This is a genomic window from Methylomicrobium album BG8, from assembly GCF_000214275.2.
Lineage (GTDB): Bacteria > Pseudomonadota > Gammaproteobacteria > Methylococcales > Methylomonadaceae > Methylomicrobium > Methylomicrobium agile.
Genome location: NZ_CM001475.1, coordinates 47,881 through 69,885, shown reverse-complemented (window position 1 = coordinate 69,885; position 22,005 = coordinate 47,881). Strand labels below are relative to the sequence as shown.

23 protein-coding genes are annotated in these 22,005 nt (G+C 59.7%); 18 read left to right on the top strand and 5 right to left on the bottom strand.

Features of this window, described 5'->3' with window-relative positions:
- Nucleotides 1-48: 48 nt before the first annotated feature.
- The 4 genes from dapD to uvrD all read right to left on the bottom strand — a co-directional run bounded on the left by dapD (nucleotide 49) and on the right by uvrD (nucleotide 5,171).
- A complete protein-coding gene (gene dapD, locus METAL_RS00340) occupies nucleotides 49-867 on the bottom strand; it encodes a 2,3,4,5-tetrahydropyridine-2,6-dicarboxylate N-succinyltransferase (RefSeq protein WP_005368485.1) in 819 nt (272 codons plus the stop codon).
- A gap of 9 nt (nucleotides 868-876) precedes the next feature.
- Nucleotides 877-2,073, bottom strand: a complete 1,197-nt coding sequence (gene dapC / locus METAL_RS00335; protein WP_005368483.1) for a succinyldiaminopimelate transaminase — start codon at nucleotides 2,071-2,073, stop codon at nucleotides 877-879.
- Nucleotides 2,074-2,076: 3 nt separating this feature from the next.
- Entirely contained in the window at nucleotides 2,077-2,862 is a 786-nt protein-coding gene (locus tag METAL_RS00330; protein WP_005368481.1) for a M48 family metallopeptidase, read from the bottom strand.
- A gap of 131 nt (nucleotides 2,863-2,993) precedes the next feature.
- A complete protein-coding gene (gene uvrD / locus METAL_RS00325) occupies nucleotides 2,994-5,171 on the bottom strand; it encodes a DNA helicase II (RefSeq protein ID WP_005368480.1) in 2,178 nt (725 codons plus the stop codon).
- Between the two features lie 110 nt (nucleotides 5,172-5,281).
- Here uvrD and METAL_RS00320 point away from each other — a divergent pair, with 110 nt between their 5' ends.
- On the top strand, nucleotides 5,282-5,521 hold the full coding sequence (locus tag METAL_RS00320; RefSeq protein ID WP_005368478.1) for a YgaP family membrane protein: 240 nt from the start codon (nucleotides 5,282-5,284) through the stop codon (nucleotides 5,519-5,521).
- Nucleotides 5,522-5,620: 99 nt separating this feature from the next.
- Here the strand turns inward: METAL_RS00320 and METAL_RS00315 are convergent, their stop codons facing one another.
- Nucleotides 5,621-6,067: an FxsA family protein gene (locus METAL_RS00315; RefSeq protein WP_005368476.1), complete on the bottom strand. Its 447-nt coding sequence runs from the start codon at nucleotides 6,065-6,067 to the stop codon at nucleotides 5,621-5,623.
- Between the two features lie 106 nt (nucleotides 6,068-6,173).
- On the opposite strand from METAL_RS00315, the gene cutA reads away from it, so the two are divergent.
- The 17 genes from cutA (at nucleotide 6,174) to METAL_RS00230 (ending at nucleotide 21,998) form a co-directional block, all read left to right on the top strand.
- Complete coding sequence (gene cutA, locus METAL_RS00310) at nucleotides 6,174-6,500, top strand: divalent-cation tolerance protein CutA (protein WP_005368473.1); 327 nt, start codon at nucleotides 6,174-6,176, stop codon at nucleotides 6,498-6,500.
- Nucleotides 6,482-8,701, top strand: coding sequence for a protein-disulfide reductase DsbD (gene dsbD / locus METAL_RS00305; RefSeq protein WP_005368472.1), 2,220 nt, complete (start codon nucleotides 6,482-6,484; stop codon nucleotides 8,699-8,701). The genes cutA and dsbD overlap by 19 nt, the downstream gene beginning before the upstream one ends.
- A complete protein-coding gene (locus METAL_RS00300) occupies nucleotides 8,698-9,213 on the top strand; it encodes a TlpA family protein disulfide reductase (protein WP_005368470.1) in 516 nt (171 codons plus the stop codon). Before dsbD ends, METAL_RS00300 begins: the two co-directional genes overlap by 4 nt.
- Nucleotides 9,214-9,369: 156 nt before the next feature.
- A complete protein-coding gene (gene aroQ, locus METAL_RS00295) occupies nucleotides 9,370-9,816 on the top strand; it encodes a type II 3-dehydroquinate dehydratase (RefSeq protein ID WP_005368468.1) in 447 nt (148 codons plus the stop codon).
- A gap of 2 nt (nucleotides 9,817-9,818) precedes the next feature.
- Nucleotides 9,819-10,265 carry an acetyl-CoA carboxylase biotin carboxyl carrier protein gene (gene accB, locus METAL_RS00290; RefSeq protein ID WP_005368465.1) on the top strand — a complete coding sequence of 149 codons (447 nt, stop codon included), beginning with the start codon at nucleotides 9,819-9,821 and terminating at the stop codon, nucleotides 10,263-10,265.
- Nucleotides 10,266-10,276: 11 nt separating this feature from the next.
- Nucleotides 10,277-11,620 (top strand): acetyl-CoA carboxylase biotin carboxylase subunit, encoded by a 1,344-nt coding sequence (gene accC, locus METAL_RS00285; RefSeq protein WP_005368464.1) that lies wholly within the window; start codon nucleotides 10,277-10,279, stop codon nucleotides 11,618-11,620.
- A 262-nt stretch (nucleotides 11,621-11,882) separates the two neighbouring features.
- On the top strand, nucleotides 11,883-12,761 hold the full coding sequence (prmA, locus tag METAL_RS00280; RefSeq protein ID WP_005368462.1) for a 50S ribosomal protein L11 methyltransferase: 879 nt from the start codon (nucleotides 11,883-11,885) through the stop codon (nucleotides 12,759-12,761).
- Between the two features lie 6 nt (nucleotides 12,762-12,767).
- On the top strand, nucleotides 12,768-13,421 hold the full coding sequence (locus METAL_RS00275) for a zinc-ribbon and DUF3426 domain-containing protein (RefSeq protein WP_005368455.1): 654 nt from the start codon (nucleotides 12,768-12,770) through the stop codon (nucleotides 13,419-13,421).
- 3 nt (nucleotides 13,422-13,424) lie between these two features.
- Nucleotides 13,425-14,621, top strand: a complete 1,197-nt coding sequence (locus METAL_RS00270) for a class I SAM-dependent rRNA methyltransferase (protein WP_005368453.1) — start codon at nucleotides 13,425-13,427, stop codon at nucleotides 14,619-14,621.
- Nucleotides 14,622-14,639: 18 nt separating this feature from the next.
- Nucleotides 14,640-14,834, top strand: coding sequence for a heavy metal translocating P-type ATPase metal-binding domain-containing protein (locus tag METAL_RS00265; RefSeq protein WP_005368451.1), 195 nt, complete (start codon nucleotides 14,640-14,642; stop codon nucleotides 14,832-14,834).
- A gap of 2 nt (nucleotides 14,835-14,836) precedes the next feature.
- Nucleotides 14,837-15,394 (top strand): hypothetical protein, encoded by a 558-nt coding sequence (locus tag METAL_RS00260; protein WP_005368449.1) that lies wholly within the window; start codon nucleotides 14,837-14,839, stop codon nucleotides 15,392-15,394.
- 214 nt (nucleotides 15,395-15,608) lie between these two features.
- Nucleotides 15,609-16,577: a tRNA dihydrouridine synthase DusB gene (gene dusB, locus METAL_RS00255; RefSeq protein WP_005368447.1), complete on the top strand. Its 969-nt coding sequence runs from the start codon at nucleotides 15,609-15,611 to the stop codon at nucleotides 16,575-16,577.
- 97 nt (nucleotides 16,578-16,674) lie between these two features.
- Nucleotides 16,675-16,923: a helix-turn-helix domain-containing protein gene (locus METAL_RS00250; RefSeq protein ID WP_036303809.1), complete on the top strand. Its 249-nt coding sequence runs from the start codon at nucleotides 16,675-16,677 to the stop codon at nucleotides 16,921-16,923.
- Nucleotides 16,924-16,970: 47 nt separating this feature from the next.
- On the top strand, nucleotides 16,971-18,530 hold the full coding sequence (gene purH / locus METAL_RS00245) for a bifunctional phosphoribosylaminoimidazolecarboxamide formyltransferase/IMP cyclohydrolase (RefSeq protein WP_005368443.1): 1,560 nt from the start codon (nucleotides 16,971-16,973) through the stop codon (nucleotides 18,528-18,530).
- A 196-nt stretch (nucleotides 18,531-18,726) separates the two neighbouring features.
- Nucleotides 18,727-20,010, top strand: a complete 1,284-nt coding sequence (gene purD / locus METAL_RS00240; RefSeq protein ID WP_005368440.1) for a phosphoribosylamine--glycine ligase — start codon at nucleotides 18,727-18,729, stop codon at nucleotides 20,008-20,010.
- A gap of 443 nt (nucleotides 20,011-20,453) precedes the next feature.
- A complete protein-coding gene (locus METAL_RS00235; protein WP_005368437.1) occupies nucleotides 20,454-21,086 on the top strand; it encodes an MlaC/ttg2D family ABC transporter substrate-binding protein in 633 nt (210 codons plus the stop codon).
- Nucleotides 21,087-21,389: 303 nt separating this feature from the next.
- Entirely contained in the window at nucleotides 21,390-21,998 is a 609-nt protein-coding gene (locus tag METAL_RS00230; protein ID WP_005368436.1) for a phosphoribosyltransferase, read from the top strand.
- Nucleotides 21,999-22,005: the final 7 nt, after the last annotated feature.

Below are 22,005 nucleotides of genomic sequence, written 5' to 3'. Positions count from 1 at the left end.
AGGCTAAATGGAAGAAAACCGGGACGGAGTTGTCCCGGTTGCGGAGGATCAGTCGCGGAGCAGTTCGTTGATGCCGGTCTTGCTGCGCGTCTTTTCGTCGACCTGCTTGATGATCACCGCGCAGTACAGGCTGTATTTGCCGTCCGAGGACGGCAGGTTGCCCGAAACCACGACCGAGCCGGCCGGAATGCGCCCGTAGGTGATTTCGCCGGTCAGCCGGTTGTAGATCTTGGTGCTCTGGCCGATGTAGACGCCCATCGAAATCACGCAGCCGTCTTCGACGATCACGCCTTCGACGATTTCGGAGCGCGCGCCGATGAAACAGTTGTCGCCGATGATGGTGGGGCCGGCCTGCAAGGGCTCCAGCACGCCGCCGATGCCGACGCCGCCGGACAGATGCACGTTCTTGCCGATCTGCGCGCAGGAGCCGACCGTGACCCAGGTATCGACCATCGTGCCGCTGTCGACATAAGCGCCGATGTTCACGTAGGACGGCATCAGAATCGCGCCCGGCGCGATGTAGGAACCACGGCGGGCGACCGCGTTCGGCACCACCCGGACGCCGGCTTTCGCGAAGTCTTCTTCGCTGTAGTTCGCGAACTTGCATTCGACCTTGTCGTAGTAACGGGTGTTGCCGCCGTCCATCAGCCGGTTTTCGTTGATCCGGAACGACAGCAGCACCGCTTTTTTCAGCCATTGGTGGGTAACCCAGTCGCCGTTCACTTTTTCGGCGACGCGCGCCTTGCCGGTGTCGAGCAGGTTCAGGCACTCCTGCACTGCATTGCGCACTTCCGGCGAAACGGTAGCGGGCGTGATCTCCGCGCGCTGTTCGAACGCGGCGTTGATGAGGTTTTCTAAATCGGACATGGTTGGTTTTTATCGTGTGTGAAGAAAATCTTTGATTCTGAAGGCCGCTTCGACGCATTCTTCGAGCGGCGCGACCAGCGCGATCCGGACATGGTTCCGGCCCGGATTGAGGCCGCCGAACTCGCGGGACAAATAGCTGCCGGGCAGCACGGTCACGTTTTCCCGAGCGAACAATTGCCGCGTAAATTCGGTGTCGTCGATCGGCGTTTCGATCCAGAGATAGAAGCCGGCGGGGGGCTTCGACAGTTGCACCGCATCGCCCAGCATGCCGATTACGGCGGCGAACTTTTCGCGGTACAGGCGGCGGTTCTCGGCCACATGTTTCTCGTCGCCCCACGCCGCGATGCTCGCATGCTGGGTCGGCAGCGGCATTGCCGCGCCGTGATAGGTCCGGTATTTGAAATAGTCCCGCAGGATCGCCGCATCGCCCGCGACGAAGCCGGAACGCAGGCCGGGCGCGTTCGAACGCTTCGACAGGCTGTGGAACGCCACGCAGCGTTTGAAGGCGGTATTGCCGATCGCGAACGCCGCTTCGAGCAGGCCCGGCGGCGGGCTGTTTTCGTCGTCGTACAGTTCGCTGTAGCATTCGTCCGACGCGATCACGAAGTCGTATTTTTCGGCGAGTTCAAGCGACCGGATCAGTGTTTCGCGCGGCATCACCGCGCCGCTCGGATTGCCCGGCGTGCAGAGGTACAGCAGCTGGCAGCGCCGCCAGACGTGTTCGGGCACGGCGTCGAAATCGGGAAGATAAGCGTTGTCGGCGATCGTGTTCAGAAAATAAGGCTCCGCGCCCGCCAGCAGGGCCGCGCCTTCGTAGATCTGATAGAACGGATTCGGCATCACCACGAGCGGATCGGCGGTGCGGTCGATCAGGCACTGGGCGAACGAGAACAACGCTTCGCGGGTGCCGCTGACCGGCAGGATCTGCGCTTCGGGATTCAACAGGCCTTCCGCGAGCCCGAAACGTCGGGCCAGCCAGACGGCGATCGCCTGCCGAAGTTCCGGCAGGCCTTTCGTGGTCGGATAATTCGACAGGCCGTTCAGGTGCGTCAGCAGGGCTTCCTGGATCAGGTGCGGGGTCGCATGTGCCGGTTCGCCGATCGACAGGGCGATGTGCCGCTTACCGGCCGGCGGTGTTATGCCCTGCTTCAGCGCGGCCAGCTTTTCGAACGGATACGATTGGAGCTTGTGCAGATACGGCGTCATCGTTTACTGGCATTGGGGGCGTCGGCCCATCGCCTGCGCTTGTTGATAAAAGCCCATTGCCTGGGGCATGTGCTGTTCGAGGTCGTGGATCCGGGTTTCATTGGACGGGTGGGTGGACAGGAATTCGGCGGTCTGTTGCCCTTGTGTCGCCTGGCTCATCCGTTGCCACAGGTTGATGCTTTGGCGCGGGTCGAAGCCGGCTTTGGCCATCAGGTCGACGCCGATGATGTCCGCTTCGCTTTCCTGGGTCCGGCCGTAAGGCATCAGCACGCCGTATTCGGCGCCGAGCCCGAGCATGCCGAACGCGGCCTGGCCGAGCGTCGACTGGGGATTGCCCATCGCCTGAATCATCGACATGCCCGAGTTGACGGCCAGTTCCTGCGAGGCCCGTTCCGCGCTGTGCTTGGCCAGTACGTGGCCGATCTCGTGGCCGATGACCGCGGCCAACTGGTCCTGATTGGCGATCAGATTGAACAGGCCGGTGTAAACGCCGATCTTGTTGCCCGGCAACGCGAAGGCGTTGAACGAATCATCCACGAACACCACGACTTCCCAGCGGCCGCCGGTGGTGCTTTGGGTAATATTGCCGGCGATGCAGTTGGCAATTTGATTCAAACGCGCATCGTTGCTGATCGGTTTGTCGCGTTTGAGCGTTTCGAAGGCTTGCAGGCCCATCTGGTCGACCTGCGAGTCGGGCAACAGCATGAGCTGTGAACGTCCTGTCGGACTGGTGGCGCAGGCGGTCAAAGCGAATGCCACGGCCAATGCGGTGCGGATCTTCTTTAACATGATTCACCTTTTCTATCGTTTGGAAAAGATCATTTTAACGTATCTTGATGGGCGCGGGTTAGGATTAATGCGCACATTGTGCGTATGCTGAGTGTCACGGCTTTGACGGGCGGGATGCGCTTGACGGCTTTTCACGGCAGGGTTTCGAGCCCCGCATAAGCCAGCATCAGCCATTTGACGCCCACGCCCTTGAAATTGATTTGCGCGCGCTCCTGGGCGCCCTGGCCTTCGAGCTGCAGGATCATCCCTTCGCCGAACTTCGCATGGCTGACGCGCTGGCCGAGCTTGTACCGGCTAACCGACAGGGACGGGGATGCCGAGGGTTTCGCGGGCGAGGCGGCGGCCGGACGGCTGACGTTCGCGCGCAGTCGGACTTCCTGGACGCATTCGTCCGGAATCTCGCGCAGGAACCGGGACGGGCGTGGATAGGTTTCGCGGCCGTAGAGGCGCCGGGATTCGGCGTAGGTCATATATAAGGTTTGCATGGCTCGGGTCATCCCGACATAGCAGAGCCGGCGCTCCTCTTCGAGGCGCTGCGGGTCTTCGACCGACTGCAGCGAGGGAAACAGGCCTTCTTCCATTCCCACCATGAACACGACCTTGAATTCGAGGCCCTTGGCCGAATGCAGGGTCATCAACTGCACGCAGTCGTCGAAATCGTCCCCCTGCATCTCGCCGGCTTCGAGGGCCGCATGCGCGAGAAACAGTTCGAGCGGGGCGAGGTTTTCCTCGTTGTCGGCGTTGAAATCGAACAGGCGGGCCGCATTGACCAGTTCTTCGAGGTTTTCGATCCGCTCTTCGCCCTGGTCGCCTTTGCTGTTTTGATAGAATGCGATCAGGCCGGATTTTTCGATGACCCGTTTGACCTGTTCGAAGAGCTCCATGCCTTCGGTTTCGGCCGCCATCCGGTCGATCAGCTGCAAAAATCCGGCCAGCGCGTTGCCGGCGCGGGCGCTCAGCAGGCGCTGTTCGAGCATGGATGCCGCCGCGTTCCAGAGCGAGGTGCCGCGGTCGCGGGCGACATTCCGGATGTCGTCGACCGTTTTTTCGCCGATCCCCCGCGTCGGGGTGTTGACGATCCGCTCGAACGAAACGTCGTCGTTCCGGTTCGCGGTCAGCCGGAGATAAGCCAGCGCGTTCTTGATTTCGGCGCGATCGAAAAAGCGCAGGCCGCCGTAAACGCGGTAGGGAATGCCGGCCTGGAACAGCCGTTCCTCGAATTGCCTGGACTGTGCGTTCGAACGGTACAGAATCGCCGCGTCCCGGCGCGCGCAGCCTTCGCCGATCCAGGCGCGGATCCGTTCGATTACGAAAAAGGCTTCATCCTGCTCGTTGAACGCCGCATACAGCGAAATCGGCTCGCCTTCGCCGGATTCGGTCCACAGCTCCTTGCCGAGCCGGCCCTCGTTGTGCGCGATGACCCAGTTCGCGGCTTTCAGAATGGTGCCGGTCGAGCGATAGTTCTGTTCGAGCTTGATGACTTCGTGATTCGGAAAATGCTGCTGGAAACTGTAGAGGTTCTCGATCCGCGCGCCGCGCCAGCCGTAGATCGACTGGTCGTCGTCGCCGACCACGAACAGGTTGTTCCGGTCCTGGGTCAACAGGCGCAGCCAGGCGTACTGGATCGTATTGGTGTCCTGGAACTCGTCGACATGCACCTGCTCGAAGCGTTGCTGGTAGAAGGCCAGCACCTCGGGATTGTCGCGCAGAAGCTCGTGCGTTCTGAGCAGCAGCTCCGCGAAATCGACCAGACCCGAGCGGTCGCACAGTTCTTCGTAGGCGCGGTAAATCGCGCTCATCTGCCTTAGATACAGATCGCCGGTTTCGGGCATGTGCCGGGCGCGGACGCCTTCGTCCTTTTGCGCGTTGATGAACCATTGCACCTGTTTCGGCGGCCAGCGCGCCTCGTCCAGGTTCAAGGCCTGCAGCACGCGCTTGGTCACGCGCAACTGGTCGGCGGTATCCATCACCTGAAAGGCGTCCGGCAGTTTCGCCTGTTTCGCGTGGCGGCGGAGCAGCCGGTGCGCGAGGCCGTGGAAGGTGCCGATCCATAGGTTGCGGGTCGGCCGCTGCAACAGTTCTTCGATCCGGCCCCGCATTTCGCGGGCGGCCTTATTGGTGAAGGTGACCGCCAGAATGCCGTGCGGCGAAACGCCCTGCACCTGGATCTGCCAGGCGATCCGGTGCACCAGCACGCGGGTTTTGCCGCTGCCGGCGCCGGCCAGCACCAGCATGGGCCGCGAAGGCGCGGTGACGGCCCGGCGCTGCGCGTCGTTCAGAGGGTCGAGAAGGAGAGTGACGTCGATCATTTTATTGCTTGCACATTTTTTGTGGCTGTGTATATTTGTTCGGCTCTGGGCGTGACAGGCAGGGGCCGTGCTTGGCGGAAAAACAACAATGACACAGTGAGGGTAAGAAGATGAGTTTTGATTTTAAACGTATGTTCAAATTTGAACACAATGTCGGCGATAAGGAAAAAAAATACCGCATTTACGGCGGCGCCGCGCTGTTTGTGCTTTCGGTCGTCACCGCATCGATCTTTTTGCTGGTTGTCGGCTGCGCGCTGATTGCGAGCGGCTTCTCCGGCTTTTGCCCGGTTTATGGCGGTCTCGGCAAGAATACCTGCGGCACGGCCGGTTCGGCTCCCTCCGGCGAATGATATCCGTCAGGCTCGGGACCGTATGCTGCCTGTCTTGAGCCTGATTTCCGAGCGCTTTCGTCTTTGCGGAGGCGTAAAGCGTGGCCCATTCGCCCGCGCTCAATCTTCCTTCCGGAATTCCCCTTCCAGCGCATCCCCGCGCGCCGCTCCGCGCGGACCGAAGGGGCTGTTCGACTGGATTACCTGGATCATATGTTTTTCGAGAATATACTGGGCGATTTTTTGGCGCAGGGGCGGAATCAGGCAAATCATCCCCAACAGGTCGGTGATGAATCCGGGCGTCAGCAGCAGGGCCGCGCCGACCAGCAGGATCGGTCCTTCGATGATTTCGTAGGTCGGCACGTTGCCTTGCGCCAGGTTTTCCTGAAAGCGCCGGAGCGTTTGAAAGCCCTGCCGTCTGAGCAGCCATGCACCGAGCACCGCGGTAAACACCACCAGCGCGATGGTCGGAAAGGCGCCGATGAGGCCGCCGACCGTCAGCAGCAGATAAATCTCCGCGAACGGAAGGATCAGGAGGAACAGGAACAATAACTGGAAGATTCTCATCTAAGGGCTCGGTTTGGGGTCTGACTTGATAAATCCAGCAATACTAAAGATATTGACAGCGGATTTCTAGCATAATATCCGCTTTTCGCTTATTCGCCTGCAAAACATGCCGAACGATGCCCAATTGATTCTTTGCACCTGCCCGGACCGGGAAACAGCGGAAACCCTCGCCAAACGGCTGGTCGAAGGCCGGCTGGCCGCCTGCGTGAACATCCTGCCCGGGCTGACCTCGTTTTACACCTGGGAAAACCGTCTGGAAACGGCCGAAGAGCATCTGCTGCTGATCAAAACGGCCGGCGTCCGCTATCCGGCCGTCGAGCAGGCGATACGCGAGCAGCATCCCTATGACCTGCCCGAAATCATTGCCCTGCCCATCGCGCACGGCCTGTCCGATTACCTGACCTGGATCGATGCATGCGTCTCTACCGACTGATTTTTTTCTGTTTGCTCACTGTCCAAAACGCGGCCTTCGCCCTGAACGGCGAAGACTTGCTGCCGCCCGACCAGGCGTTCAAGGTTTCGGCGCTGGCGCTTTCGCGTGGCCAGCTTGAATTTTCCTGGAACATTGCCGAAGGCTTTTCTTTATACCGGAAAAATTTGCGTTTCGAGTCCAGGACCGAGGGGGTCGAACTCGGCACGCCTCGCCTGCCGGAAGGCAAAACCCTGCATGACGAAGTGCTCGGCGATACGGTGCATTACCGGAACAAGCTGACGGTGCCGGTGCCGGTAAAGGCAGGCGACGCGATTCGCTCGGTAAGCGTGCTGGCGCGTTACCAGGGCTGTTCGGACGAAGGGGTCTGTTATCCGCCACAAAAGAAAACGCTCGACATCGCGCTACCGGTTGTGGCCGCCGCCGTTTCCGCCAATCCGCTCCAGAATCTGGTCAAGGGCATCGCCGGTCTGGCTTCTTCGGCGCAGGAGGATCTGTTGCCGCCCGATCAAGCCTTCCAATTTTCCGCGGCGGTCGGCGATCCGAATACCTTGCAGGTGAACTGGCGGATCGCGCCCGGCTATTACATGTACCGGGACAAGACGAAACTCGAATTGATCGAGGCGGGCGGCACTGCGCTGGACATTTACGAAATGCCGCGCGGCGAACCGAAGGACGACCCGGAGTTCGGGCAGGTCGAGGTTTTTCACGACGAGCTGAGTTTCGATCTGCCGCTGCGGCGCGGCGGCCAGGCCGCGCAGACGGTCACGCTGAAGGCCTCCTATCAGGGCTGCGCCGAGCGTGGCGTCTGCTATCCGCCGATGAGCAAGACAGTGAGGCTGGACTTGCCCGTGGCGCAGCGGATGGCTGCGGCGACTGCGAAACCGCAGGCGCCGGTGTCGGAACAGGACCGGATCGTGCAACTGCTCAAGCACGACAGCCTGGGCATGACGCTGGCCAGCTTTTTCGGCTTCGGGCTGTTGTTGTCGTTTACCCCTTGCATCTTCCCGATGATTCCGATCCTGTCCGGCATCATCGTCGGCCACCGTGCGATCACCACGCTGCGCGCCTTTCTGCTCTCGCTCAGTTATGTGGTCGCCTCGGCGCTGACTTATACCTTGTTCGGCGTCCTTGCCGCGCTGTTCGGCGGCAACCTGCAGACCACCTTTCAGCAGCCCTGGATCATTGCGGTCTTCAGTGCGGTTTTCGTGCTGCTGTCGCTGTCGATGTTCGGCTTTTACCATCTCGAATTGCCGAAATCCTGGCAGGCCGGACTGCACAATTCGAGCGAGCGGCACCGCGACGGGTCGCTGTGGGGGGCGGCGATCATGGGTTCGCTGTCGTCCCTGATCGTCGGGCCGTGCGTGGCCGCGCCTCTGGCGGCGGCGCTGATCTATATCGGCCAGACCGGCGATGCGGTGCTGGGCGGCAGCGCGCTGTTCGCGATGGGCATGGGCATGGGCGCGCCGCTGCTGCTGGTCGGCGCCTCGGCCGGCAAGCTGCTGCCGAAGGCCGGAGGCTGGCTGAACGCGACCAAGGGCGTGTTCGGGGTAATCATGCTGGCGATGGCGGTCTGGATGTTGAGCCGGATCCTGCCGCCGGCGGTCAGCATGCTGTTGTGGGCGATGCTCTTGATCATTCCGTCGATCTACCTGAGCGCGATCGATCCTTTACCCGAACACAGCAGCGGCTGGCGGAAGCTCTGGAAAGGCGTCGGCCTGATCATGCTGGCTTACGGCTTATTGTTGTTGATCGGCGTTTCGGGCGGCGCCACCAATCCGCTCAAGCCTTTGCAGGGCGTGTTGATCAGCGGGGCCAGCGCCGGGGCCAGGCAGGAAGGCATCGTTTTTCGGCGCGTCGCGAATCTTCGGGAGCTCGAACAGCGGATTGAAGAAGCTAGCGCGCAGGGCCGCTATGTGATGCTCGATTTTTACGCCGACTGGTGCATCTCCTGCAAGGAGATGGAAGCCTATACTTTTACCGACCCGAAGGTCAAACAGGCGCTGGCCGATTTTGTGCTGCTGCAGGCCGACGTGACCGAAAATTCGGAACAAGACCAGGCCCTGCTCGCAAAATTCAAACTGATCGGCCCGCCGGCGATCCTGTTCTTCGGTCCGGACCGGCAGGAAAGGGCCGCGCAGCGCGTGATCGGCTATCAGGACAGCAGCACCTTCATCGAAACCTTGCAACGGATCAAACCATGAAACAGGCGGCTATTGTGATCATCATCGGGTTATTGGCGCTGGCCGGCGGCATCGCGCTGCGCTACAGCCTGTATCCCGCCCCGGAAGCCGAGGCTTCGCCTTTGCCCGAATTTACGCTGCCCGATTTGTCGGGCCAAAATCGTTCGGTCAGGGAATGGAAAGACAAAATTCTCGTGATCAATTTTTGGGCGACCTGGTGTCCTTCCTGCCGCGAGGAGATGCCCGACCTGGTCGCTTTGCAGACGCAGTATGCGGCGCAGGGCGTGCAGGTGATCGGGGTGGCGCTGGAGGACAAGGCGCCGGTCGAAGAGTATCTCGACTCCGTCAAGATCAATTATCCGACCCTGATCGCGGGTGAGCAGGGCATGGCGCTGGCCGGCCAATTGGGCAACCGGGCCGAAGCGATTCCTTTCACGGTCGTGGTCGACCGGCAGGGGATGATCCGGGACCGGCATCTCGGCAAATTCTCGAAGCCGGAGCTGGCGAAAATCATCGACGGCCTGCTGGAGTAAAAGGCTATTTGTTGCCCCGCTTTTTTTCGAATGGCGCCAAAACTCCGGCTTAATGACGCTATCTTCCCGGAAAATTAATATATTTGGATTAAACTCTGCAAATCGTGCGGAAATTGTGGGATAATTTCCGCCGTTTTTCATTCGCAGGTTGCACGCATGGCGACGATTGCCGTTCTGAACGGGCCAAATCTGAATTTATTGGGGATCCGCGAACCCGGCCATTACGGCAACAAGACGCTGGACGATATCCGGCAAACGCTGGCCAACATGGCCGAAGGATTCCAGCACCGGCTGGTTTTTCACCAGACCAACGCCGAACACGAAATCGTCGGACAGGTGCACCAGGCCTATCACGACGGGGTGGATTTCATCATCATCAATCCTGCCGCATTCACGCATACCAGCGTCGCGCTGCGCGACGCCCTGCTCGCGACCCGGATTCCGTTCATCGAGGTGCATCTGTCGAATGTGCACGCGCGTGAACCGTTTAGAAAACATTCCTACTTTTCGGATATCGCCAAAGGCGTGATTTCCGGGCTGGGAGCCACAGGATACGAATTGGCCTTACGGGCTGCACATCAGATATTAGCCGAGAGACATTAATCATGGATATTAGAAAAATAAAAAAACTGATTGAGATTATCGAAGAATCGGGTATCGCCGAAATCGAGATTAAGGAGGGCGAGGAATTCGTCCGGATCAGCCGCTATTCCGCCGCGCCCGCGCCGGTCGTCTATGCGTCGCAACCGGCTGCGCCCGTGCCGGCTGCTTCTGCCGCGGCCGCTCCCGCCGCGCCTGCCGGCGAAGAAGTCATCACCGGCCATATCGTGAAGTCGCCGATGGTCGGCACTTTCTACCGCTCCGCGTCCCCCGGCGCGAAACCGTTTACCGACGTCGGCCAGAAGGTGCAGGCAGGCGACACGCTTTGCATCATCGAGGCCATGAAGATCCTGAACCAGATCGAAGCGGACAAAAGCGGCACCATTACCAAAATTCTGGTCGAGAACGCCGAGCCTGTCGAATACGGCCAGCCGCTGTTTGTGATCGAATAACGGAGCGCCTTATGTTCGACAAAATTGTGATCGCCAATCGCGGCGAAATCGCGTTGCGCATTTTGCGCGCCTGCCGGGAGCTCGGCGTGAAGGTCGTCGCGGTGCATTCCGAGGCGGACCGAAACCTGAAGCATGTGCGCCTGGCCGACGAGTCGGTCTGCATCGGCCCCGCGCCGTCGATCGACAGCTATCTGAACATTCCCGCGATCATCAGCGCGGCCGAGGTGACCGATGCCGAAGCGATCCATCCGGGCTACGGCTTTCTGGCCGAAAATGCCGATTTTTCGGAAAAGGTCAAACAGAGCGGTTTCGTGTTCATCGGTCCGAACGCGGACACGATCCGCTTGATGGGCGACAAGATTTCCGCGAAAAAAGCGATGCTTGCGGCCGGCATTCCCTGCGTGCCCGGCAACGGCGACCCGCTGCCGGACGATCAGGAGAAAAACCTGAAACTCGCGCGCGAAATCGGCTACCCGGTCATCATCAAGGCAGCCGGCGGCGGCGGCGGGCGCGGCATGCGCACCGTGCACACCGAAGCGGCGCTGCTGAACGCGATCGCGATGACCAAGGCCGAGGCGGCCAACGCGTTCGGCAATGCGACGGTGTACATGGAAAAATTCCTCGAAGACCCGCGCCATATCGAATTCCAGGTGATCGCGGACGCGCACGGCAATGCGATCCATTTGGGCGAGCGCGACTGCTCGATGCAGCGCCGCCACCAGAAAGTCGTCGAGGAAGCGCCCGCGCCCGGCATTACCGAGGAACAGCGCCGCGAAATCGGCGAACGTTGCGCGAAAGCCTGCATCGACATCGGCTATCTGGGCGCCGGCACGTTCGAATTCCTGTATGAAAAAGGCGAGTTCTATTTCATCGAAATGAATACGCGGGTGCAGGTCGAGCATCCGGTCACCGAAATGGTCACCGGCTTCGACATCGTGAAGGAGCAATTGCGGATTGCGGCCGGCGAGCCGCTCTCGATCACGCAGGATCAGGTCAAGATGACCGGCCATGCGATCGAATGCCGCCTGAATGCGGAGGATCCGAGGACGTTCATGCCGTGTCCCGGCACCATCGAGCAGTTCCACATGCCCGGCGGTCCCGGCATCCGCTGCGAAACGCACATCTATAACGGCTATAAGGTGCCGCCGTATTACGATTCGATGATCGGCAAGCTGATCGCGCACGGCGAAGACCGCAAGAGCGCGATCGCGCGGATGAATACCGCGCTCAGCGAAATCATCATCGAAGGCATCAAGACCAATATTCCGCTGCAGCAGGAAATCATGAGCGACAGCGCCTTCGCGGCCGGCGGGCAGAATATCCATTACCTGGAAAAGAAGCTGGGTTTGTATTGATCCGTAAAGGTGGTTATTCGTAGGGCGGATTACGACTGCACGGATGCAGGAGAGAGGGCAACGCATGGAGCGGTTGCCGAAGACGCGCTTTCCTATGTACTCTCCGGTTTCATTGTCCTTTCCGCGCGTCGTAATCCGCCGCCATTGGGAGTCACCTTCATTCGGCGGATTACGACGCGCGGAAAGCTCCGCTAAGCCGGAAAGCGCAACATGGAGCGCGTCTAATCCGCCCTACATCTTGTTTTTTTACCTTTCTCTCCGTATGGCTTGGCAACAAATTACCGTAATCACTGACGAGAGTACCGCTCCCCAAGTCGCCGAACTGTTCGATGATCTCGGCGCGGTATCGGTGACCTATATGGACGCCGAGGACGAGCCGGTTTACGAACCCGCGATCGGCGAAACAAAGATCTGGAGCAATACGCAGGTGATCGCGCTGTACGAACTCGATACCCATCTCGAAGCGGTGACCGAACGGGTACTCAAGGCCTTCGGCTCCGATCGGCTGCGCGACTGGCGCGTAGAGCAAATCGAAGATCAGGCGTGGGAGCGCGCCTGGATGGAGTATTACCATCCGATGAGATTCGGCGACAAACTCTGGGTTTGCCCGACCGGCCAGGAACAACACGAGCCGGGCACCGTCTGCATGCTGCTCGATCCGGGCCTGGCGTTCGGCACCGGCACCCACCCAACCACCGCGCTCTGTCTGGAATGGCTGGCCGAGCACGATCCGGCCGGCAAGACCGTGATCGATTACGGCTGCGGTTCGGGCATTCTCGCGGTCGCCGCGGTGCTGCTCGGCGCGAAGGAAGCCCATGCGGTCGATATCGATCCGCAGGCACTGACCGCGACGTTGAGCAATGCCGAAAAAAATGCGGTACAGGACAGGATCAAGGTTTATCTGCCGGAACAACTGCCGAAGATGCAGGCCGAGATCGTGCTGGCCAACATTCTCGCGAAACCTTTGTGCGAGCTCAGCGAAAGGATTTCCGATCTGGTCAAGCCGGGCGGCGCGCTGGTGCTGTCCGGTATTCTGGCCGAACAGACCGGGCAGGTCGCGGATGCCTACCGGTCTTCCATCGAATTGAACGCTCCGGCGCAGCAGGAAGACTGGATTCGCCTGGACGGAATGAAGCGTTGAGCCGTGATGTTTACCCGCTGCCCCGAATGTCTGACGACGCAGGCTGTGACGCCGGAAGCGCTGCGCAGCGGCCGGGGCATGGTGCGCTGCAGCCGCTGCGCGGTGATGTTCGATGCGCTGGCGACCCTGGCCGAAACCGAAACGCAGGCGGTTGCCGATGCGCCGCCGGACGATGAACCGTGGGCCGAAAAAAAAACGCGCAGCCCGCGGGTGTGGCGCTTCGGGTTTTTTACCGGCCTCTTCCTGCTGATTGTGCAAGGCGTCTATTTCGAAGGCGTCCGCGCTTTGCAAAACCCGAAATTGCGTACGGCCCTGGAAAACCTCTGCGGAGCCTTGCATTGCCGGTTGCCCGACTACCGAAACCTGGCCGAACTCAGCGTCCTGCACAATTCGTTCGACGAACTGCCGAACCGGCATTATGCGTTCAAGCTGGTGCTGAACAACGAGTCGTCATTTTCGATGCGCTATCCGGCCATCGGTCTGACCCTGCTCTCTTATGGCGGCCAGCCGTTTGCATACCGGTTGTTTCAGCCGGGCGAATATCTGGCCGGGCAGCCGGAAAATGCGCAATTGGCCGCGAACGGCGCGGCCGAAATCAGTCTTGAAATCGCCCCGACGCAAACGAAGGTCGGCGGTTTTCATTTCGATCTCAGTGATTAAGACATGGACATTCCCGAACTTTTTCTCAAGAAAAACGAAGACAAGCGCCTACGCCTCGGGCACTTGTGGATATTCAGCAATGAAGTCGACATCAAGCGCTCGCCGCTGAACCGCTTTGCGCCCGGCGACCTGGCGCAGGTGGCCGCGCATGACGGCAAGCCGCTCGGCACCGCCTATGTGAATCCGAATGCGCTGATTTGCGCGCGCCTGCTGTCGCGCAAGCCGAATCTGAAATGCGGGCCGAATTTCTTCAAGGATCGGATCGGCACCGCGCTGGCAAAGCGCGAAAAAGTGTTCGACAAACCCTATTACCGGTTGGCGTTCGGCGAGAGCGACGGACTGCCGGGACTGGTGATCGACCGTTTCGGCGACGTTTTGTCCGCGCAGATTACCACGGCCGGGATCGAACAACGCAAGGAGGCCGTGCTGGCCGCGCTGGTCGAATTGCTGAATCCGGCCGCGATCGTGCTGAAAAACGACAACAGCCAGCGCCAGCTCGAAGGCTTGCCGATGGAATCGGTCGTCGCCTACGGCGAATTGCCCGATCCTTTGGTCATCGAGGAAAACGGCGCAAAATTCCGGATCGACATCCTGAGCGGCCAGAAGACCGGCTGGTTTTACGACCACCGGATGAGCCGGGCGGAACTGGCCCGGATCGCCAATGGGCAGCGCATTCTGGATTTGTTTTCGTACACCGGGGCCTGGTCGATTCCGGCGGCGCGGGCCGGCGCACTGGAAGTGATCTGCGTGGACGCCTCCGAAGCGGCGCTGCAGCTGGCGCGCGAAAATGCCGCCTTGAACGGCGTCGAGGACAGGATGCGGTTCGCGCACAGCGACGTGTTCGATTTTTTGAAACAGGCGCGCCAGGAACGCCGGCTCTATGATATGATCGTGCTCGACCCGCCCGCGCTGATCAAACGCAAGAAGGATTACCCGCAAGGTTACGAGGCCTATCGGCGTTTGAATCATTTGGCGCTGCAGGTACTCGCGAAAAACGGCCTATTGATTTCTGCCTCCTGCTCGTTCCATCTGAGCCGCGAAGATCTGCACGAAATCCTGCGTTCGTCCGGACGCCATATCGACCGGCATCTGACTTTTATCGCCCAGGGGGGCCAGGGGCCCGATCATCCGATCGATCCCGCGATTCCGGAGACTCAGTATTTGAAAACCTTTTTTTGTTCGGTTTCGTCCGCTTTATAAAGTCATTGAGGCATCTTGATGACCAAGGTAGAATATCGCGACTTTTGCGTTCTCTGCGGCCAGCCTGTTGAAATCGAAGGCTTTACGTTGCAAACCCCCGAAGGGATGTTGAAGTTTTGCTGCGCCGGCTGCCTGAGTATCTATCAACTGCTTAACGATAACAATACGGTATCGACAAGCACATCAACCCATAAAAACGAGGATAAAGAATAACAATGAAAGCTTGTGAATCATGTTCCGGCCGCGCCGAGATCGGCAAATATCATAAACAGGTTCCGGTCTGGCGCCGGGCGGTCGGCCTCGTGTTCGTGTATCTGCCGATCGTGACCTTGCCGTTCGTATTCCTGAGCGCCTACATGGTTTATTTTCATTTGCACCTGATCGGCGGCCGCAACATCAAGCCTTTCTCGGCATTTCTGCCCGCCAAGGACAGCCACCGCTATAACCTGAAAAGCCAGATCACGATGGACGGCTCCTTCAAGGCCAGCCTGTCGCAGTCGAAGCTGTACTGGATTTTGAATTGCACTTGGTATTGCCCGGTCAGCGTCGCGGTGTTCGAATGGCACGCCTACATGGTCAAGATCGTCGAGAACTGGTGGTGCCCTTTCACTCACGAAAAGAAGGAAGGCTACAGCAATGCGAAGATCGACCAGTCTTTCTGGCATATTTATCCTGAAGACCGCGTCAAACTGAACAAGGAAGACCTCGACAATCCGATCTGGAATGAAGAAGCCGAGGCGGCCAAACAGGCTGCGACCGGCCCCTCTGTCTGATCGAGCTCAGGTTCGGCCGATAATGAGCCGGCCAATCAGGGAGCGGTGCCCGGAGGCAGCCGCTTCCGACATCGAATTTTAGATACCGGCAGGGTTTTGCCGTATCCCGACCCACTGGCGCAGCCGCCCGCATCGCAGAGGCGCTGCGCACTAGCTTGATTTTCCACCGCTGCCGCGGGTTTTACTTTCTGTTTTTTTGTTCGTGTGGAACCCGATGCGGATAGGTCCTTACCAACTCGCTAACAATCTGGTTTTGGCGCCGATGGCGGGCATTACCGACCGCCCTTTCCGCGAGACCTGCAAGCGCTTCGGCGCGGGTCTGACCGTTTCGGAAATGACCGCGTCGAATCCGGCCTTCAGGCAGCATGCCCGAACGCTGCTGAAATCGGATGGCGAAGGCGAAAGCGGCGTGCGTTCGGTGCAGATTCTCGGCACCGATCCCGCGCAAATGGCGGAGGCCGCCAGGTTTAACGTCGACCGCGGCGCCCATATCATCGATATCAACATGGGCTGTCCCGCCAAGAAAGTCTGCTCGGTGGCGGCCGGGTCCGCGCTGCTGAGAGACAAGAAGCGGGTCGGCAGCATTCTCGATGCGGTGGTTGCGGCGGCCTGCGTTCCTGTGACGCTGAAGATCCGGACCGGCTGGGATGCGCAGAACCGGAATGCGGTCGCGATTGCCCGGATTGCCGAAAACGCCGGCATCGCGGCATTGACCGTACACGGGCGCACCCGCGCCTGCAAGTTCAACGGCGAGGCGGAATACGACACGATTGCGGCGGTCAAGCAGGCGGTCCGGATGCCGGTGATCGCCAACGGCGACATCGACAGCCCCGAAAAGGCCCGGTTCGTGCTCGATAGGACAGGGGCCGACGGCCTCATGATCGGCCGCGCCGCCTGCGGCAATCCTTGGATATTCGAACAGATCCTGCGTTTTTTCGAGAGCGGCGAGAAGCGCTGGGAGCCGTCCGCCGCGGCAATCAAGGACACGATCGTCTCGCATCTCGAGCAATTGTACGATTTCTACGGCGAATCGACCGGTGTTAGAATCGCCCGCAAACACATCGGCTGGTATTTGGGGCCTTTCGGCTTGATTGGCCGGGAGACCCTGCAAAGGATCAATACCGCCACCCAATCCGCAGAGCAACTGCGTTTGATGCATCTGGCGCTGGATTTTTTAACGTAACCGTCGGGTTGAACATTTTATGGAAACATCCGATAACTCCCCCACAGACAGATTTGACCGCGGACCCAGCGGTCAGCTAGAAAAAAGAGAAACTCACTTGGACCCCAACGCTACGCACTCGATTCCCTTGTCGGCGCACGTCAAGCAGGCCATCGATCTGTACTTTGCACAGATGAAGGATCACGACGTCGCCAATCTTTATGCGATCGTCATGAACGAAATCGAAAAACCTTTGCTCGAGTCGGCTTTGCGCCATTGCGGCTATAACCAGACCAAAGCCGCGAAGGCGCTGGGCCTGAGCCGCAGCACGCTGCGCAAAAAGCTGGAGCAATACGGTTTGTCCTGATCCGAAATTTTTTACTTCTCGATTTTTTTCCACCTTTTCAATTACCCATGAATAAAACGATCAAACGCGCGCTGGTCAGCGTTTCCGATAAGACCGGAATCGTCGATTTCTGCCGCGAACTCAGCGAGCTCGGCATCGTCATCCTGTCCACCGGCGGCACCGCCAAAACCTTGGCGGAAAACAAGATTCCGGTGACCGACGTTTCCGAGCATACCGGTTTTCCCGAGATGATGGACGGCCGCGTGAAGACGCTGCATCCGAAGATTCACGGCGGGATTCTGGGCCGGCGCGGCATCGACGACCAAGTGATGGCCGCGCATGGGATCGAGCCGATCGACTTGGTCGTGGTCAACCTGTACCCGTTCGAGCAGACGATCGGCAAGCCGGATTGCGATCTGGAAACCGCCATCGAAAACATCGATATCGGCGGACCGACGATGATCCGCGCCGCCGCGAAAAACTATAACGATGTCGCGGTCGTGGTCGAGCCGGCCGATTACGCTCCGGTGCTGGCCGAACTGAAGGCCCAACACAATGGCTTGAGCCAGGCGACCCGCTTTAAACTGTCGTTGACCAGTTTCGCGCATACCGCGCGCTACGACACTGCGATCGCGAGCTATCTCGCCAAGATCAACGAACAGCCGTTCCCCGACACGCTGAATCTGCAGTTTTATCTGAAAGAAACGATGCGCTACGGCGAGAATCCGCATCAGGCCGCGGCGTTCTACCAGGAAAAAAATCCGCCCGCCGGCACGATCGCGGCGGCGGCGCAACTGCAGGGCAAGGCGCTTTCTTACAACAACATCGCCGATGCGGATGCCGCGCTCGAATGCGTGAAGTCGTTCGACCAAAAGCCGACCTGCGTGATCGTCAAGCATGCCAATCCCTGCGGCGTTGCCGAAGCCGATTCGCTGCTTGCGGCTTACGACCGCGCCTATGCGACCGACCCGACCTCGGCGTTCGGTGGGATCATCGCCTTCAACCGCGAGCTCGACGAAGCCACCGCGGCCGAAATCGTCAAGCGCCAGTTCGTCGAGGTGATCATCGCGCCGGCGGTCGGCCAGGCGGCGCGGAACGTGCTCGCGGCGAAACAGAACGTGCGCGTGCTCGAATCCGGCGCCTGGCAAAGTAGTGAGACGCCCGGCTTCGATTTCAAGCGCGTTGCGGGCGGTCTGTTGGTGCAGAACCGGGACAACGGCCGGATCGGCGTGCACGACATCCAGGTCGTCAGCAAGCGCGCGCCGACCGCCGAAGAGCTCGGCGACCTGCTGTTCGTTTGGAAAGTCGCCAAATTCGTCAAGTCGAATGCGATCGTCTACGGCAAAGACCGGCAGACGATCGGCATCGGCGCGGGGCAGATGAGCCGGGTCTATTCGGCGAAGATCGCCGGGATCAAGGCGGCCGACGAAGGATTGGTAGTGTCCGGCTCGGTCATGGCTTCGGATGCGTTCTTCCCATTTCGGGACGGCATCGATGCCGCTGCCCAGGCCGGCATTACCGCAGTCATTCACCCCGGCGGCTCGATCCGCGACGAAGAAGTGATCGCCGCGGCCGACGAGCATGGCATGGCGATGGTCTTTACCGGCATGCGCCACTTCAGGCATTAATCGATAAAATGTAGGGTGGGTTCGACGCGCTGTGCTCTTTACCTTCTGAGTTAGGCAGAGTTTTCCGCGCGTCGAACCCGCCTGGCAACCTGGCGGGTTACGGCGCGCGACCATAATAGATGCCATCCAAGTGCGCACCGTAATCCACCCTACATTTTTTCTCTTCTACCGTTTATAACTTTTCTTGCTGAACATTATGCAGATTCTCATCGTCGGCAGCGGCGGCCGTGAACACGCCCTGGCCTGGAAGGCCAAACAATCCCCGAAAGCCGAAAAAGTCTTCGTTGCGCCCGGCAACGCGGGTACAGCGCTGGAGCCCGGCATCGAAAACGTTGCGATCGCGGTCGACGACATTTCAGGCTTGCTCGACTTCGCGAAACAACACGCGATCGGCCTGACCATCGTCGGTCCCGAGGTGCCTCTGGTGCTGGGGATCGTCGATCGCTTCCGGGAAGCCGGCCTCAAATGTTTCGGTCCACCCGCCGCGGCGGCGCAGCTCGAAGGCTCGAAAAGCTTCTGCAAGGATTTCATGGTCCGCCACCAGATTCCGACCGCCGCCTATCAGACTTTCACGGATAAGGATCGCGCCATCGCTTACATTAGGGAGCAGGGTGCGCCGATCGTGGTAAAAGCCGACGGGCTTGCGGCCGGCAAAGGCGTGATCGTCGCGCAGACCGAAGCCGAAGCGGTCGCCGCCGTCGAAGACATGCTGTCCGGCAATGTGTTCGGCGAAGCCGGCAGTCGGGTCGTGATCGAAGAGTTTCTGCAGGGCGAAGAAGCCAGCTTTATCGTAATGGCCGATGGTCAGCATGCGCTCGCGATGGCGACCTCGCAGGACCACAAGGCCCGCGACGACGGCGACAAGGGCCCGAACACCGGCGGCATGGGCGCCTATTCGCCCGCGCCGGTCGTGACGCCCGAAATTCACCGGCGCGTGATGAACGAAGTGATCGAGCCGACCCTGAAAGGGATGGCCGAAGATGGCCTGCCGTACACCGGCTTCCTGTACGCGGGGCTGATGATCGCCGCCGACGGTTCGATCAAGGTGCTCGAATACAACTGCCGCTTCGGCGACCCCGAAACCCAGCCGATCATGATGCGGATGAAGAGCGATTTGGTCGAACTTTGCGAGGCGGCGCTGGAAGGCAGGCTTGATCGAGTTACCAGCGAGTGGGACCCGCGCGCCGCGCTCGGCGTGGTAATGGCGGCCGGCGGTTATCCCGATGCTTACCGGAAAGGCGCGGCGATCAGCGGGCTTCAGACCACGGCAAATAAGGACATGAAAGTCTTCCACGCCGGCACTTCGCGATCTGGCAAAGACATCGTCACCGCCGGCGGCCGCGTGCTCTGCGCCTGTGCGCTCGGCGACACGATCGCCGAAGCCCAGAACAAGGCCTATCGCCTGGTCCGCAACATCGATTGGGACAACGTTTATTACCGGACCGATATCGGTTTTAAAGCCATCGATCGGAATTTGTAGGCGAGAGTTGATGTAGATACGGTTATTCACGTCAAGCGTTATGAAGCGCAGTGTTGTAGGGCGTTTTCGCGATAGCAAAACGCCAATCCGTAAGGCGGAACCGGCTCTGCCGGGTTCCGCCGCAGGATGACGGATCGCTGAATGTGATGGCGGATTGCCTGGCGGCGAATCCGCCCTACAAGGTCTACAAAAGCCGTAGGATGTGCCGAGGAACGAGGCGCATCGGCCGAGATATAACGCGAACGATGCGCTTCCCTTCGTTCAGCACATCCTACATTGCTTGTCAATAAGATCTGGCAGGCCTCACTTCCGGCAAGCGGATAAAACGCGGCCCATTAACGAACGATGATCCGAAATTCAGTCCCTGTTAATGCCGGCGAAGTATATTCCGCCTGGAAAAGCATTTTTCTGATTTTTTCATTATTCCGACAGGATAATCAATCATGCAAAACCTGATAAAAAAATATGCGCTGTTCGCCCTGGTCATGCTGGGGCTGATCCCGATGACCAACGCGGCGGCCGGCGGCTTGCAGGAGCCGCAGCAGGTGATTCAGAACGTTTCGGAGCAGTTGCGCCAGCGTTTTCAAGACAAGGCGTTCACCCGCGATTTTGCGCAGGTGACCCGCTTCGTGGACGGCGTGATCTACCCGCATGCCGACTTCGACGTGATCGCGCCTCTGGTTTTGGGCAAGCACTGGAAAACCGCGTCCCTTGCCGAACGTGAACGCTTCAAGAACGAATTCCGGACGCTGCTGATCCGGTCTTATTCCCGGGCCTTCGTCGAATACGCCAACTGGACGCTCCATTTTCAGCCGATCGATGCAGGCGACGGCAAAAAGGTCGTCGTCAAAACCGAAGTCCTGCAGCCGGGACAAAAGCCGGTGCAGGTCAATTACCGGATGTTTCAAGGAAAAGGCGGCTGGAAGGTGTACGACATCATCATCGAAGGCGTGAGCCTGGTGACCAATTACCGTTCGAGTTTCAGCGAGGACATTCAGAAGAAAGGTTCGTTGAGCGCGCTGAACGATTCTCTCGCCAAACGTAACGCCGAAGCGTTAAGCGGCAAAGGTTCCTGATGCTGCTGCCGCGTTGAGCGCTCAGGGTGCGTGACGGCGCCCTGACTCCTCTCCTATTTTTTCCTCCCGTTTCACCTGCAACGCATCGCGGTATTCTTCCGTTCCATTCCGCTTCGCTGACGTTCGACTCGCTGAAAGCCGATGTCTGAAAGGCCCGTTGCCGGGGAGACAAGCGCGCGCCGAATCCCTGCCAAGCAGGCTCCCCGCTTAAATCTGCCGGCCTTCTCTCCGGATGCCGTTTGACGCAACGGTGTTATGCTATCGGTCACCGGAACGCGGTCTATATACAACGAGGATTTGTCTATGATGCCCGAAACCATGCCTTGCACCCTGGTCACGTGGGAAGAAGTTTACCGTCTATGCCGGGAGGCGGCGCGGAAGATCCGCACCGCCGGGGCCCCGGTCGATATGATCGTGGCGATCGCGCGAGGCGGGTATATTCCGGGGCGGCTGTTGTCGGACATGCTGGGCGTTTCCGACCTGACTGCCTTGAAGATCGAGCATTACCGCGGCGCGCAAAAACAGCGCGAGGTGCTGGTCAAATATCCTTTGAATGCCGACATCAACGGACGCGACGTGCTGCTGGTCGACGATGTGTGCGACAGCGGCGAGACCTTCGCGGTCGCGGTCGAGCATCTCCGTAGATCCGGAACGTCCCGTTCCTTGCATACGGCGGCGATGCAATTGAAAACCGTCTCCGAATTCGTGCCGGATCATTATGCCGGGACGATCGGCGAATGGCGGTGGATTATCTATCCCTGGGCGGTCAATGAAGATCTGTCGAGCCTGATCGAGAAAATGCGGCTCGACACCCGGGATCCCGTCCGTTTGCGGCAGGCGTTCAGGCGGCTGCACGATGTCGACGTGACCCTTCGGCAGGTCGAGGATGCGTTAGGGTTGCTCGATGACTAACGTCGTC